General features: G+C 36.5%; 17 protein-coding genes. 16 read left to right on the forward strand and 1 reads right to left on the reverse strand.

The genetic code is table 11. The features are described 5' to 3' along the window. Positions 1-59: 59 nt before the first annotated feature. The 11 genes from AB5706_RS18335 (at position 60) to AB5706_RS18385 (ending at position 7514) form a co-directional block, all read left to right on the forward strand. A complete protein-coding gene (locus AB5706_RS18335) occupies positions 60-326 on the forward strand; it encodes an IclR family transcriptional regulator (RefSeq protein ID WP_148462949.1) in 267 nt (88 codons plus the stop codon). Further along, the gene (locus tag AB5706_RS18340) at positions 323-1390 is read left to right on the forward strand and encodes an FtsZ/tubulin family protein (protein ID WP_148462950.1); all 1068 of its coding nucleotides are present in this window, start codon (positions 323-325) and stop codon (positions 1388-1390) included. The genes AB5706_RS18335 and AB5706_RS18340 overlap by 4 nt, the downstream gene beginning before the upstream one ends. A gap of 65 nt (positions 1391-1455) precedes the next feature. Further along, positions 1456-1647, forward strand: a complete 192-nt coding sequence (locus AB5706_RS18345) for a hypothetical protein (protein ID WP_148462951.1) — start codon at positions 1456-1458, stop codon at positions 1645-1647. Positions 1648-1713: 66 nt separating this feature from the next. After that, complete coding sequence (locus AB5706_RS18350) at positions 1714-1983, forward strand: hypothetical protein (RefSeq protein WP_148462952.1); 270 nt, start codon at positions 1714-1716, stop codon at positions 1981-1983. 99 nt (positions 1984-2082) lie between these two features. After that, positions 2083-2487 carry a hypothetical protein gene (locus tag AB5706_RS18355; RefSeq protein ID WP_148462953.1) on the forward strand — a complete coding sequence of 135 codons (405 nt, stop codon included), beginning with the start codon at positions 2083-2085 and terminating at the stop codon, positions 2485-2487. A gap of 15 nt (positions 2488-2502) precedes the next feature. Beyond that, on the forward strand, positions 2503-3375 hold the full coding sequence (locus AB5706_RS18360) for a YkyB family protein (RefSeq protein WP_148462954.1): 873 nt from the start codon (positions 2503-2505) through the stop codon (positions 3373-3375). Positions 3376-3452: 77 nt separating this feature from the next. Then, on the forward strand, positions 3453-4121 hold the full coding sequence (locus AB5706_RS18365) for a hypothetical protein (protein WP_148462955.1): 669 nt from the start codon (positions 3453-3455) through the stop codon (positions 4119-4121). Positions 4122-4169: 48 nt separating this feature from the next. Further along, on the forward strand, positions 4170-4358 hold the full coding sequence (locus AB5706_RS18370) for a DUF5659 domain-containing protein (RefSeq protein WP_148462956.1): 189 nt from the start codon (positions 4170-4172) through the stop codon (positions 4356-4358). Between the two features lie 4 nt (positions 4359-4362). Then, positions 4363-4515 (forward strand): hypothetical protein, encoded by a 153-nt coding sequence (locus tag AB5706_RS18375; protein WP_173769084.1) that lies wholly within the window; start codon positions 4363-4365, stop codon positions 4513-4515. 149 nt (positions 4516-4664) lie between these two features. Continuing rightward, positions 4665-5921 (forward strand): DEAD/DEAH box helicase family protein, encoded by a 1257-nt coding sequence (locus AB5706_RS18380; protein WP_148462957.1) that lies wholly within the window; start codon positions 4665-4667, stop codon positions 5919-5921. Between the two features lie 978 nt (positions 5922-6899). Continuing rightward, positions 6900-7514: a hypothetical protein gene (locus AB5706_RS18385; RefSeq protein ID WP_173769085.1), complete on the forward strand. Its 615-nt coding sequence runs from the start codon at positions 6900-6902 to the stop codon at positions 7512-7514. Between the two features lie 22 nt (positions 7515-7536). On the opposite strand, the gene AB5706_RS18390 is transcribed toward AB5706_RS18385, so the two are convergent. Further along, positions 7537-7701 carry a hypothetical protein gene (locus tag AB5706_RS18390; RefSeq protein ID WP_173769086.1) on the reverse strand — a complete coding sequence of 55 codons (165 nt, stop codon included), beginning with the start codon at positions 7699-7701 and terminating at the stop codon, positions 7537-7539. Positions 7702-8177: 476 nt separating this feature from the next. Here AB5706_RS18390 and AB5706_RS18395 point away from each other — a divergent pair, with 476 nt between their 5' ends. The 5 genes from AB5706_RS18395 to dcm all read left to right on the forward strand — a co-directional run. Next, positions 8178-8807 carry a hypothetical protein gene (locus tag AB5706_RS18395; protein ID WP_173769087.1) on the forward strand — a complete coding sequence of 210 codons (630 nt, stop codon included), beginning with the start codon at positions 8178-8180 and terminating at the stop codon, positions 8805-8807. A 1234-nt stretch (positions 8808-10041) separates the two neighbouring features. Further along, entirely contained in the window at positions 10042-10266 is a 225-nt protein-coding gene (locus AB5706_RS18400; RefSeq protein WP_148462963.1) for a helix-turn-helix domain-containing protein, read from the forward strand. Position 10267: 1 nt separating this feature from the next. Further along, positions 10268-10876, forward strand: coding sequence for a hypothetical protein (locus AB5706_RS18405; RefSeq protein ID WP_148462964.1), 609 nt, complete (start codon positions 10268-10270; stop codon positions 10874-10876). Further along, a complete protein-coding gene (locus tag AB5706_RS18410) occupies positions 10855-11241 on the forward strand; it encodes a hypothetical protein (protein WP_148462965.1) in 387 nt (128 codons plus the stop codon). Before AB5706_RS18405 ends, AB5706_RS18410 begins: the two co-directional genes overlap by 22 nt. Positions 11242-11456: 215 nt before the next feature. After that, a partial coding sequence (gene dcm / locus AB5706_RS18415; protein ID WP_368366255.1) for a DNA (cytosine-5-)-methyltransferase occupies positions 11457-13021 on the forward strand: 1565 nt, incomplete at its 3' end.

The following is a 13021-nucleotide window of genomic DNA, read 5'->3' on the forward strand; positions in this document are numbered from 1 at the left end:
ACGCAATGCCAAGATACATAAAAGTCAATATGAAGATATAGGAAGGATAGATTGTATATATGACAAATAAATTAAACAGATCAGATTACCTCATTCTGGACACACTACATGGTTCCAATATGACAGATCAATTTCATAGTATGACAATTGAAGAGATCATGGAAGAGACAGGAAATGTTCTTGGAGTTCGAATGACAGTATACCGCATGGTAACTAAGCTGGTGAAGCTTGGCTATCTTGAAAAAGGTGTTATGGACAACCATGCAAACACCTATTATTTAACAAATGATGGTCGCAAATTATTCAAGGAGGATAAAGCAGAATGAAGATCAGAGAGAATTGTTACATGTTAGGACTGGGAAGCACAGGCGGAAAAATCTACAAAGAATTTGTACAGCGTCATTACAAAGGTGCGGCGGCAAATGGCAGCGAACAGGATCACAAAGCCCTGGGAGATGTACCCAATAAATATATCTTACAAGGTTTTGACGGATTCGGTGGACACCGGGAAAGAGCTATGGATTGTCTGGCTGGAAACGAAGATTTCATCAAATTTGTTGAAGGAATCAAAGAAGACATTGTGTTTATTCTCTTTGCCGGAGGCGGTTCTACTGGATCAGGCTGTGCGCCAATTGTTGCAGAAATGCTCCTGGAAGAAAAAGACGAAGAGGGTAATCCGGTGAAGACCGTGTGTCCGGTGATTGCGTTACCTGCATCTGGTGAATCCTTGGCAAAACATAAGAACGCTTATGAGACAGTGCAGGAGCTTCAGGAAATAGAAGGTTTGGGAGCAACATTCTTCTTAAATAATGACAGCAACGAGAATTACGATTATATCAATAAGAATTTTGCAAGTATGCTGGATGAATTTCTTTCAAATGAGAGTTACGGCAGACAGAACAATTTTGATGAATCAGAGCGTCTGGAAATGTTGAAAGACAGCGGAGCAATGGTCCTGAGCGTAACAGGAGATGGAACAGATAGCAAGATCAAGCTTGAAAAGCTGACTAAGAGTGGAATCTTTGCACCAATCGAGGATAACTACATCTGTGAGAATATCGGTATCATTCATTCTAAAAATGATAAGTCAGATATTGACTCTGAGGATGTAATTGCAGAAGTAGGAAAGCCAGATAATGTATTTGAGGGCTTCAATGGCAGGAAGACAATCATTGCTGCAAGTGGCTTGGATTATCCGGTATCTCATGTAAAGAAGCTTGGCGAATTGGCTGTAAAAGCTAATGCGGAACGTATGAGAAATAAGAAAAGCACCAGAGCAAAGCTTGGTTCACTGGAATTACCGGAAGTAGATATAACAGAGCAGAAAGAAGAACCTACAAAGAAGAGAATGACAAAGTTGGAACTTCTGAAAAAGAGAAGAGGACAGTAAAGGTTAAGTACATCTTATGTTATGTCAGAGAAAAGTCATGTATCAATAGTGAGGATATGAAGTATATGGAAAAGCAGCGTAATGACTTAGCCGTGTTACAGAAGAATGGTTTAATCCATCTGATCGGCAAGTCTGAAAATAGAATACCAGAACCAAAATTTAAAGGTGGTACTGTACCATGGTTTGACGACACAAAATTACTGAAAACCAACCGAGCAGGAAAATCAGCCAGAGGTTACGAAGTAATCAGTAAATAACCGGATTCAGGCAGTGGATACAAAAAGCTGCTGCCTGATCCACCAAAAGATAAGGAGAATATGAGTATGGGATATTACGTTTTAGACGAAATTGAAAAAGGCGATTACAAATTTTCATTAGATACATTCCTGGGTGATCCAGCTGCAAATATTTGTTGCTGGGTGTACTACAAAGGTAAGCCGTTAAATATTGAGGGTACAAACGACCAGGTTCATAAAGTATTCCCACAAGATCATGGTAGCGTAAACAGGAGTCACTTGTATAACTTTATCAATAAATTTATCAAAGACGAAGCATACAGAAATCAGTATGTGGTAAAAGGACGAACCAGATAATTTTCTTAGAATAAATTAGAAGCAAAATGAGAAGTAACAAGTGAACAGAAGTAAGGCAGTAGAAAATTGGCCGTCAATGATAAAAAGGAGAAAACGGATATGAGTAATAAATTAGTGAAGAAAAGCAACCTTGGAGACCTTAGTTATAGTGATCTGGGACTGGATGTTAGCTTCCAGATCCTTGAAGCACCTTATCTTGAAGACGGCACAAAGATGCTTTTTAAGATTGATGATGTTGAAAATTTCTGTGCATATAACTTAAATGATTTTGCAGATTTTGGCAGCATTTTACTATTGAGACAAAATGACACATTCTTCTTTGCGTGTATTGATAAAGCAAAGAATGACATTGCTTATATCAATGAAAAGACGCATCCTCAAATGTACAAGGAAATTGGAGATATTGTATTTGAAATGGCAATGGACACATATGGACATTATTTCTCTGGAATTGTTGTTCTGGTAGAAGTTGAACCAAATACATATAAAATGATTGAGAAATAGAAGGAGAGCTAAGATATGCAGAGTATTGAAGAGAAAATTTATGAGGTGTTTTGGGACAAGAATATTGCCAGAATGATTAATAGGGCTGATCTTTTTTCTTTCTTGAAACAGTATGTTAATCCCGGGCTTTTAACCAGATCCAGCAAATCTGAGCTTGTACACGATCTGAAGGAATATATGACTACTGCTAATCTGGAATTTATTGCAGAACGAATGGAGAGTTTTGGCTTACCAATGGTGGACACTGTGAGCGTATTAGACACAACATCTTATGCGGTGAAGAAACTTGTAGACAATGATACATTGCGTATTGTTGGAACCTTTAAAGGTGGAAATCAGCGTATTCCATACAAATTATGCAGTGTCCTGGATATTCTGGATATTTCCCATGCCGGACTTTTGGAGAAGAAACAGCAGCCTGTTTTACCAGCAACAGACGAGAATATTGCCAGTGCCCTATACACTATAAATAAATCTGCAAAAGTGTCCAGAGATACAAAGAACCGTAGTTATTATAACAGGAAATTTCAGTGTTGCGGAGCTGCTAAGACAAGAATGCTCAATTTATATCATCTGAAGGATGCTGTGCTGAAAAAACTTCAGGAAGAAGACCGGGTGGAATATCTTGGAGTCAATCGACAGGTATTTGATTATGGACCAGACAGTTTCCTGCGTTTGTATCGTATTGGTGATTTTACATTTCATATTCCGTGCCAAAAGGATGAAGTAAACGAGTTGGAAATTTTAGATGAAGAAATTGACGGTGAAATCAGTGCTGAGAAGACAAGAAATGTAGATATAAATTTTAGACAGGCAATGTTGCTGTTGGAAAATTACAGTGGAGTAAAAGCAGCAGGTACATACAATAAGAAACCTGAGTTTTATTAGAATGACTTTCTGTACAAATAAGAAGTATTACACGGCGGTAGACCTACCACAATCTACCGCCAGGAAGGAGAGTGTGCATGAAACCACCAAAAGAATACCTGAAGAATCTGAAGCACCATACGATCACAGAAAAGATGTTATCCGATTGCATTTACAGCATAAATAACAGAGCACTCAACAGTCGTGATAACGAATACAAGTATACACATTACATCCCTAATACATACGGCAACGCCAATAAGTACCACAAAAAGAAACTGGAATACTACCAGATGAAGAAAGTCCTGTTATCAATCCTGGAACCAGCTCATATCCAAAAGGGTGAAGTTCTGCAGCGAAAGCGTACATATGACTATGAGGAAGGTTACGAAGATATATTAAAATCTGGAAACTACGTCAACAACAGTGGCTTCTACGATCCAGACAGAAAGGAACACGTTGAGTTCGTGGTGCAGATGATTCCAGAGACAGTCTATTATTTGACATACACACTAAGTAACCGGACATTTCGTGTACCACTGGAAGAATCTGAGATTAAACAGTATCCAGATTTAGAAGTAGTAGATGTAGGACGGATAACGCCAGTATACGGAGATATTACCGCAGATATGTTATCGGTTCAATTTGTGGAGAAGATTCTGCTGCTGATAAAGAACAGAAACTACACGCTGATTTTTGAGAATAACACAGAGCAGGAAACAGAAGTAAAAGATGAACTGGCAGCAGAACCGGTTAGTGTTGAATGAAACGGCGGCCATGCTGGAAGAATAATTAAGAATGAGAGGAAAACAAACATGTATAAAGGACCAAAGACAACAATGTATATTGTACGTTCACTGAATATGGTGAACTGGCTGTGTAGCCATGGCTTCAAAATTTTAAAAGTGGAAGATTCTGAGAAAGATGAAAAATTGAAGGTGTTCTTTTTTGAAGAATCTCCGGCCTTACATCACACAATGATGATGTACCGAAAGGAAGTGTGATTGTATGGCAAACGGCAAAGCAGCAATTAGTCAGTATTTCTCAAACCTTATTGGAGAAGCGCTAAAACAGTATGATTGCTTTTATATAGATAAGTATGAAAGGCTGGATAAACAGAATATTTCTACAGAACATATAGATTCAGCTTTTCTTATATAAAGCAATTTAGAACGTTCTTTCCGGTGGTTTCAGATAATCCAATCACCGGAAGGAATTCTAAGAATAAATCAACAGTTAAATAAGAAGTAACATATGGAGGAAGATAAGAATGAAATCAAAATATTTTAAATCATTGGAGGAAATAATTCATGAACACAGAAGAAAGAACAATTACAATCGTAGACGATATCATGGGATCTGGCAAAAGCACCTGGGCGATCAATTACATTAATGACAATCCGGACAGGAAGTTCCTTTGTATTGTACCGCTCCTGTCAGAATGCGAGAGATTCAAGGATGGCACAGACATTGATATTGTTGATCCGGAGAAATGGGGTTCCAAATGGAAACATTTCAGATGGCTTGTAGAGAATGAAAAGAATATTGTCACAACGCATTCGCTCATTCAGAAGATGGACCTGGATATGCTGGAACTGCTGAAGAGTAAGGACTATGTTCTGATGATTGATGAATGCCTGGATGTACTTGATACCTATAAGATAACCAAGGATGATATGAAGATTATTTTTGAGCAGAAGCTTGTCTCTCTGGATGATAAGGGCTTTCTAATCTGGAATGATGACAAGAAGTATAAAGGTGTATTCGGAGACATCAAGCGCTTGTGCAGTTTCAAGTCACTTATGGGATTTAAGAAAGAAGACAGCGAAGAACTAGCAAGAATCATCATGTGGAATTTTCCAGTAGACTTCTTTAAGTGCTTTGAAGAGAGCTACATCTTTACATATCTGTGGGAAGGTAGCATTCAGAAGTCATACTTTGATATTCACGGCATTCATTACGAGAAGTATATGCTGGACTATGACAGAAAGTTGATTAAGCATAATAAAGAACTGGAATATGAGAAGCGTAGAAAAGTGGTTGATCTGATAAACATTTATGAGGGCAAATTTAACAAAATTGGTATGAAGATTGGAAAGACTAATCCTCTATCAAAGAACTGGTACGAAAGTAAGAGGAAAAGCAATCTGTTTATGCTGGAACAGTTAAAGGCAAATACAGAGAATTTCTTCAGAACAGTTTCTAAGACCAATTCAGAAGATAATATGTATACCGTGTTCAAGTCATATACCAAATATATTAAAGGTAAAGGGTATTCGAAAGGTTTTGTCCCATGTAATGCCAGAGGAACGAATGAGTTCAAGGACAAGAAAGCGCTGGCATATCTGGTAAACTTTTTTATGTCACCGGAGATTAGACAATTTGTTAATCATTATGATCTTATCTTTGATGAAGATATGTGTTCCTTATCAGCATTGTTACAATGGATGTGGAGAAGTCAGATTCGTAATGGTAAACCGATTGATATTTATATTCCAAGTGAGCGTATGAGAGAGCTATTAAATAATTGGATTCAAAATTGTTATGTCACTGAAAAGGCAGCATAAAATAAAAATGTGCAAAATGAGCATCAAAAACTGCACATTTTGATTTTTAAACCCTTTATTTTACTGAGATTCCGAGCCTCTTTTGTAAAGAATAAAGATGGAAAAATAATATATAGATAGAATATTCAAAAACATCAAAAATGTTAATATTGTTATAATTACATGATGAATCAACAAACAATCAATTTCGAACGAACCAGCTGTGAAGCGTTAGCGAACAGATGGTGAAGTGATGACAAGCATCTTTAGATGCGCGGCAGTAATCTGGTGGAACACCAGGCAAGTAAGATAAAAATCACTTAACTTATCTGTCGTTCCGACAGGGGCTGACGCATTCACTTCGCTAAAGCTACGTTCATTTGTCATCACTTCACAATTTTTCGCTAACGCTTCAAAATTGTTCGTTCTAATCAGATAATGTAATAATATTTATCGTTTGTGAGAAGAAAGATATATATAACACAATATGATCTGGATTGGTTGCCTGGTTCAAAAGGGTTCTCTGAAATGTAGATACCTACACCAGGTATACAAGATTAACTGTTGCAAGGAGTAACGAAACGTGACACCCATACATGTTGATTGCTTTGATAAGGGAGTCAATTCAGTGGACACCCATGTATTAATCTTCCAGGACGGATCAGGCGGTAGCAGCTGTTTCTATAGCAATGACTATTTTGCATGAAATCGAGGGTAAAACGGATGATGATTTTCCAGATTGACAATTTAGCATTGCTTGATATCTGGGTGAAATTATCTCTATATAGATGGAGATATGTGCTTACTGAGAGAGTAAGATTTTTGAGCTGTTGACAGAATCATGTTGGACTTTACTGTGCAATTTTCGCTGTGAGATTTTGCAGAATAAATGAAAAACTGAATAAGAAGAATTGTATGTAACTGGATGAATGATCTTTACTAGGAAATTCCCAGTGAAAAATAAACCACAAAAATTTAAGATCAAAGGAGAGTAACATTATGGCAAACAAAAACTTACAAGGAACAATCGAGTATTACATCAAGGGGCAGTACGGACTTATTAAAGGTGAAGACGGTAAAGAGTATTGCTTCGGTAGAAAGGCGGTAACTGCAAGAGCGAAACTTTTCAATGGTGATGTTGTGAGATTCACAGTAGATCAAAAGCACCATATTCTTGCTTCAAAGGTTACATCTTACGTAGCTGTAAGATCAAAAATCAGGAAAGCATTGGCAAACAAAGGATATAGCTTCCAGAGTGAAAAAGGCGGTAAGTGGAGCATCATTGTAAAGAATGGTGATCGGAAGATGGTTCTGGAAGAATACGGACATATGACTTTACCAGAAGTTGCAGAATGGGTGAAAAGTGCTAAGAAACTTACTACGGAGGATATTGATAAGATGTTTGTAAAGAATGATATGAAGAGCAATGTAAATAAAGAGAAGAGCAATGTGAAGAATGATGACTGTAAGATTGGTGGACACGTTGTACCGGATAATATGGCAAAGAATTTTGGTGCTGTTGAGGTAGATGGTGCTGTAGATGTGCCAGATCATACTTGGGATGAAGAGGCAGAAATGGAGAAGGACACAGATAGATTCCATGTCCTTGCTTGATGATTGACTAACCTTTTATTTGCTACATCAGCTTTTGGTATTGCTCGTCAATATGCTCTGAACTGATTTCTGGATCATCCTGTTCCAAAGTAGCATTCAGGCAGAGTTGATTGTATACAGCAATAGCTTTAAGCTGATCGGCAGGAAGGTTAAGTGCTTCTTCATCTGCGATTTCAATGAATCTCATATTTAGTTTTCCTCATCCATTATTTTGTGTTGATGCTTACACATATTATACGAATGAGACTCGTTGAAATCACACGAAAATTGAAAAAAGTTCGAATTTTTTTGAAAATAAATCATTTTTTTAATGAGAAGTGGTTTATAAGGATAGGACGAATAAGAGATAGAGCAGTAGTGTTGGTTACAATTCCGGTATCTACAAGATCCTCTAATTCAGGAATCATTTCTGTAAGGGCTTTGTAGTTTTGGAGAGTTTGAACAGTAAATCCCATTTCCGCTGCCAAGTCGGATTGGGATTTTGCCAAAACCGAATTATTCGGCTTTGCCTCTTGGTATTGATTTCCATGATCACCACCGTGTTCGATTCCATAAATCCGTTCCAGTTCTTTAATTCTTAGACCAACTTTTTTAGCACTACCACCTATATCTCCACGCTGGCGGATGTTGGTTTCGATTACTATTTATAAGGAGAAAATTTATATGAAAGAAAATGATAATAATTCACTTGCAGAAACATTGGTAAATTACGAAATGCTCATTGAAATGATTCCTGAGTTGGGAGAAGTTGTCTATACAGGTATGGTAACGTTGGATGCAGCAAAAGCGGTATTCCAGGAGTTATCAGAGGTAAACCAAATTGATTTTGTGGAATCTTTGGACTGTGTGAAGCGGATGTTGCAACAACGTGATAGTAGAATCAAAGAGATGGAGAATGATATAGCTGCAAAGACTGTTGTGGAAACTCCGGCTGATTATATTCCATTGCAGAAAGCTAACAGAGACATGGAACGTCAGAATGAATTTTTAGAAGCAAGGATCAGAAAATTGGATAAGGAAAACGGACAGTTGAAACGTCAGCTTGCAGAGCTTCAGAGAAAGCAAGATCCAGAACAGGAACGTTTGAAGAAGATCCATGAGGCTGTGCAGCTGTTCAGTGTAAAGACAGAAATCTATCTGAAGGACATGGACAAATATGCTTGGTTACTAGATGATTTGCAGAATATTCCGGAAGAGGATTTTAAAGAATATGTTAGATCAATTAAGGTTGTAAAGAGTTGGGCGGTTAGCATGGACCAGAAAGTTGACGGATTGATGGACAAAGTTGGGTGATCTGTGCCGGTGACACTCCGGGAGGATGAAATTTTTCCTCTTAGGGGTGTTTTGACCGGATTTTTCTAAAAATTGGCAAAATTCTCAAAATGGCAAATCGTAGAATGCAGGAAAAATAAGGGTTTTTCGGGGGGCGATTTTCCAATAAAACTAATATTTTATGGTGATGGTTTTGAGGAAAACTTATAGGTGCATATCGGGGATTTTTGTGCGGTAAGAAGCCCAGAGGAAAATGTCCCCTGGGCTATTGCTTTATCTTTAGACCGAATGCTTACTTGATATTCTAATCGTCTTGGATCACAGATAATATATAGGAAATCCTGCTGCCAAATATCTTCCGGTAATGGGGAACGAAAAAAGTATTACGCTGGCAGCAGGTTTTGACGTTAAAAGTTTTTGGACAGGCGAAAACATCAAGAATTATATGGGATTTAGATATATTGAATATCATTTGCATATAGAGGGAATTACTCTTTTGGGTAAAAAGATTAACGGTTAAGTAATTTTTTGAGTGGATAAATGCTGATATTTACTGTGTTTTCAGCGCTGGAACAATTTCTGCGTATAGGGGAAAATTAATATTTGGACATTATGAAATTTTGACAGGCGAAAAACGCAGTATTTTCAAGGCAGTACGGATTTTGAATATCGTCTGGTATATAGAGGGAATAAAAATGGTATTGAGTAAGAATGCAAAATTGGCGAATAAGCAAAAATCGACCTTTGATAAAGTCAATAAAAATAAGGTTTTTTCAAAGGTGCAACAATTACCACGTATAGAAGAGATTACCAAAATGAGTAAAAAACGGAGTCATTAGCAAATTTTAATGTCCAACAAACCCAGTAAACATAAGGCATTGTGAAATTAGAATAAATTCCACTTATAGGGGGAAATATCAAAACCTAGCATTATGGTGCAACAAGAACTTTTGGACAAATCATTGATTTTGCCAACGAATATAAGTGTTTACCGAAGGCCTAATAACTTCCCATATATGGAGAGAACGAAAATGTGATTCTTGCTTACTGCATTCGGCACTTTTTGACACGTGGCAACACCATATAAAATAAGGAATTGTAACACATTAAACAATTTCTCTACTATGGAAGGGATTACCAAAATAAGTAATCTGTAAGAAAACTAAATATTGAAAAGCTATTAAGAGCGTGCCGGTGATCTGGTGCGTTCTTTTATTATGCGAAAAATTATATTAACGAAAGGAGCAACATAATTATGAAGTTATTTGAAATTGTAAAAAAGTACCTCGAAACTAACGGTATTTCTATTCGTTATTTTTCTGACTGCATTGGTGTGAGTCCGAATGTAGGCGGTAAATGGCTACGTGGAGATATTAAGAAACTCCCGGCTGAGAAGATGGAAAAAATATATGCCTTCCTGAATGAAGAATACCATACAACGGTTGATGAAATGAAACTAACAGATAAGGAGAACAAGTAACATGAACAACAATTTTGAAATTAATGACTGGGTGAAAATCACCATGAAGAACAAATCAGTAATCTGCGGTCAGATTGCAGCATTTGGAAAAAAGCTTGTAGAAGGTGAAGAGCATGATTTCTACCAGGTACGTGTATTGGATGATCGTGAGACTACAGTATTTGATGTGCAGATGCAAGCTATTGAAAAGATGTACACGAATGTGGAATTGCAGGACTGGGTTATAGAAATTGCTGCTAAATATGGAATATATGTAGGTGATAATTTGGATCTGAGAAGAAAATTAGCAAATAGCGTGATTGGACTTGCCGGACACTGGGCTGAACTTTCTGAAGATGAGAAAAAAATATTCGGCTATTTTGCGGCTAATCCATCAATGGTTATGGCAATTATGGGAATGGCTAATACATATATGTCTTGCTATATGAGTACACAGGCTGATTTTATAGAATATGTAGAAAAACAAGCCGAAAAAGATAAAGCTGAACAGGACAAGGGTATAGCTGGTTTTATGGAAAAATACTATCCAAAAAGTGATAATTCCCCTTTGTCTGGGTATGGATTATCTGGTTATGGAGGAGAAACATCATGGCAACGTATAAATCACTAGAATCTCTGAAAGCTGCAATCCTTAAAGAAGTCCGTTCCGCTGTAGATGCAGCCGCGCAGGAATCCAAGAATGTTCTTCAGAAGAATGTGGATGAATTTTACTCTATTCCGGAAGGGCGTTATCACAGAATTGGAATGCTTCAGGCAGCGCCACAACTTGACTCTGTGTTTGAGACTAAGAATGGAGCTATGGCGCAGATTTCTATTAATACTGGTACACAGTACGATCCTGCTGGAAGAGACACGGAGACAATCTATGGTTATGCTGAGGCTGATGGTCTGATTGGTAAGGGATATTTCTGGGAAAGAAGCAAGGAAGAAATTCCGAAGATACTTGAAGAAGAAATTGAGAAGAGATTAGGGTAAGGAGTTTAAAATTCTATTATATTAGAAGACATTATTTCTATTTTAGGTTAATCTAAAAAATTCGTAGCTATTTTATATCATGTGGGAAGGTTCTCTTCCAACAAAAAATCAAAAAATAAATTTAGATCCTGGGACGCCGGGATTTAACTAAAATGAAAGGTAATTGGTAAATTCTAGAATAAAGTGATTACGTAATCCCCATAAGGTAATGGGAATTGAATAATAATAAATTATGTGAAAATAAAAAATGGGAGCTTGTAAATTTTTGTGAATTTGATAAGTATGCAGAAAAATCATATTGTGCTATTCATAATGTAGATTCATCAAAAAATCTTGGAGATATAACTAAAGTTGATGAAGAGAATTTATCTCCATTCAATATGATTTGTGGTGGAAGCCCTTGCCAGGATTTTAGTGTAGCTGGTAAACAAAAAGGATCTATATGGACTTGTAAGGATTGTAGTCATGAATATAATCCACTAACTGTCCATTGGTCCGAGCGTGATAAATGTCCTCATTGTGGAAGTACAAATCTTGAAAAAACTCGCTCATCACTTCTTGTGGAATATCTAAGAGTTATTCGATCAAACAAACCCAATTTTGGTATTTATGAAAATGTAAAAAACATTGTTGGTAAACAATTTAAAGAAACAACATTTAAGTTATTTACTGATGAATTAGAAGAATATGGTTATAACGTATACTGGAAAGTGCTCAACGCAAAGCATTATGGAATCCCTCAGAATAGAGAAAGAGTATATCTTATTTTTATTAAGAAAGAACTGGATAATGGGGAGTTTAAATTTCCAGTGCCATTTGACAATGGTACACGTTTAAAAGATATTCTCGAAAATAAAGTAGATGAAAAGTATTATATTTCAGAGGAAAAGGTTAAGAAATTTATAAAGAATATTCATACATACGAATCTAATACTTCTAATGAGCAGCATTTTATTGGAAATATAAATCGTCCAGATTTAGGAACAGGATATGCTGGTGGTGTATGGGACAAAAATAATATAAGTCATACATTAACAACAATGCAAGGTGGAGGTAGACAACCGCATATAATGACAGGAATTGTATCTAACTGTGGTGAAAAATTTGAAAAAGAAATTGATGTTGCAAACACATTACTTGCAAGAGATTATAAAGGTTTTGGAAATCAAGGTATGAATGCAGTTGTTGAAATTCCACAGGCAACTAAAAAAGGGTATATAGAATGCGAAGTAGGTGGTGTTGCAGATTTATCTTATCCGGATTCGAAAACAAGAAGAGGTAGAGTACAAGAGTGTGGAAATATATCACCTACAATTACTGCGACAGAAACTGGCGTATGTAAGATTGAATACGATGATAAAATTATTTGTGCAAGTCGAGGAAGAAATCCAGAAAATCCATCAGATTGCACTCCTGGAGCACCGACTGAACAGAGATTGGAATTTAACCATAATGGTTGTAAAAATACATTGACTTCTGTACAAAAAGACAATTATGTTTTTGAAACTAATAATATTAGAATTAGAAAATTAACACCAAGAGAATGTTTTAGGCTTATGGGATTTTCTGATAATGCGTTTAATACAGCAGAAGAGGTGGTTAGTAACACTCAGTTATATAAACAGGCAGGAAACTCTATTGTGGTAGATGTTTTATATTATATTTTTATTGAATTATATAAAGTTATGCCATATTTGTTTGATGATTTGAGATTAAGCAGTTTCTTTTCCGGCATTGGAGCTTTTGAATGTGCATTAGATAGATTGTATGAAAGTATTAA

The organism is Ruminococcus sp. RTP21484sp1_RTP21277st1_D2_RTP21277_210401, assembly GCF_040924225.1.
Lineage (GTDB): Bacteria > Bacillota > Clostridia > Lachnospirales > Lachnospiraceae > Blautia_A > Blautia_A faecis.

What these genes read in the sequence shown, in the direction of transcription:
- AB5706_RS18390 (WP_173769086.1), bottom strand. Translation starts at nt 7,701, where the DNA reads ATGAGATTCATTGAAATCGCAGATGAAGAAGCACTTAACCTTCCTGCC.
- AB5706_RS18370 (WP_148462956.1), top strand. Translation starts at nt 4,170, where the DNA reads ATGTATAAAGGACCAAAGACAACAATGTATATTGTACGTTCACTGAAT.
- AB5706_RS18360 (WP_148462954.1), top strand. Translation starts at nt 2,503, where the DNA reads ATGCAGAGTATTGAAGAGAAAATTTATGAGGTGTTTTGGGACAAGAAT.
- AB5706_RS18335 (WP_148462949.1), top strand. Translation starts at nt 60, where the DNA reads ATGACAAATAAATTAAACAGATCAGATTACCTCATTCTGGACACACTA.
- AB5706_RS18395 (WP_173769087.1), top strand. Translation starts at nt 8,178, where the DNA reads ATGAAAGAAAATGATAATAATTCACTTGCAGAAACATTGGTAAATTAC.
- AB5706_RS18380 (WP_148462957.1), top strand. Translation starts at nt 4,665, where the DNA reads ATGAACACAGAAGAAAGAACAATTACAATCGTAGACGATATCATGGGA.
- AB5706_RS18405 (WP_148462964.1), top strand. Translation starts at nt 10,268, where the DNA reads ATGAACAACAATTTTGAAATTAATGACTGGGTGAAAATCACCATGAAG.
- AB5706_RS18365 (WP_148462955.1), top strand. Translation starts at nt 3,453, where the DNA reads ATGAAACCACCAAAAGAATACCTGAAGAATCTGAAGCACCATACGATC.
- AB5706_RS18400 (WP_148462963.1), top strand. Translation starts at nt 10,042, where the DNA reads ATGAAGTTATTTGAAATTGTAAAAAAGTACCTCGAAACTAACGGTATT.
- AB5706_RS18355 (WP_148462953.1), top strand. Translation starts at nt 2,083, where the DNA reads ATGAGTAATAAATTAGTGAAGAAAAGCAACCTTGGAGACCTTAGTTAT.
- AB5706_RS18345 (WP_148462951.1), top strand. Translation starts at nt 1,456, where the DNA reads ATGGAAAAGCAGCGTAATGACTTAGCCGTGTTACAGAAGAATGGTTTA.
- AB5706_RS18385 (WP_173769085.1), top strand. Translation starts at nt 6,900, where the DNA reads ATGGCAAACAAAAACTTACAAGGAACAATCGAGTATTACATCAAGGGG.
- AB5706_RS18340 (WP_148462950.1), top strand. Translation starts at nt 323, where the DNA reads ATGAAGATCAGAGAGAATTGTTACATGTTAGGACTGGGAAGCACAGGC.
- AB5706_RS18410 (WP_148462965.1), top strand. Translation starts at nt 10,855, where the DNA reads ATGGCAACGTATAAATCACTAGAATCTCTGAAAGCTGCAATCCTTAAA.
- AB5706_RS18350 (WP_148462952.1), top strand. Translation starts at nt 1,714, where the DNA reads ATGGGATATTACGTTTTAGACGAAATTGAAAAAGGCGATTACAAATTT.
- AB5706_RS18375 (WP_173769084.1), top strand. Translation starts at nt 4,363, where the DNA reads ATGGCAAACGGCAAAGCAGCAATTAGTCAGTATTTCTCAAACCTTATT.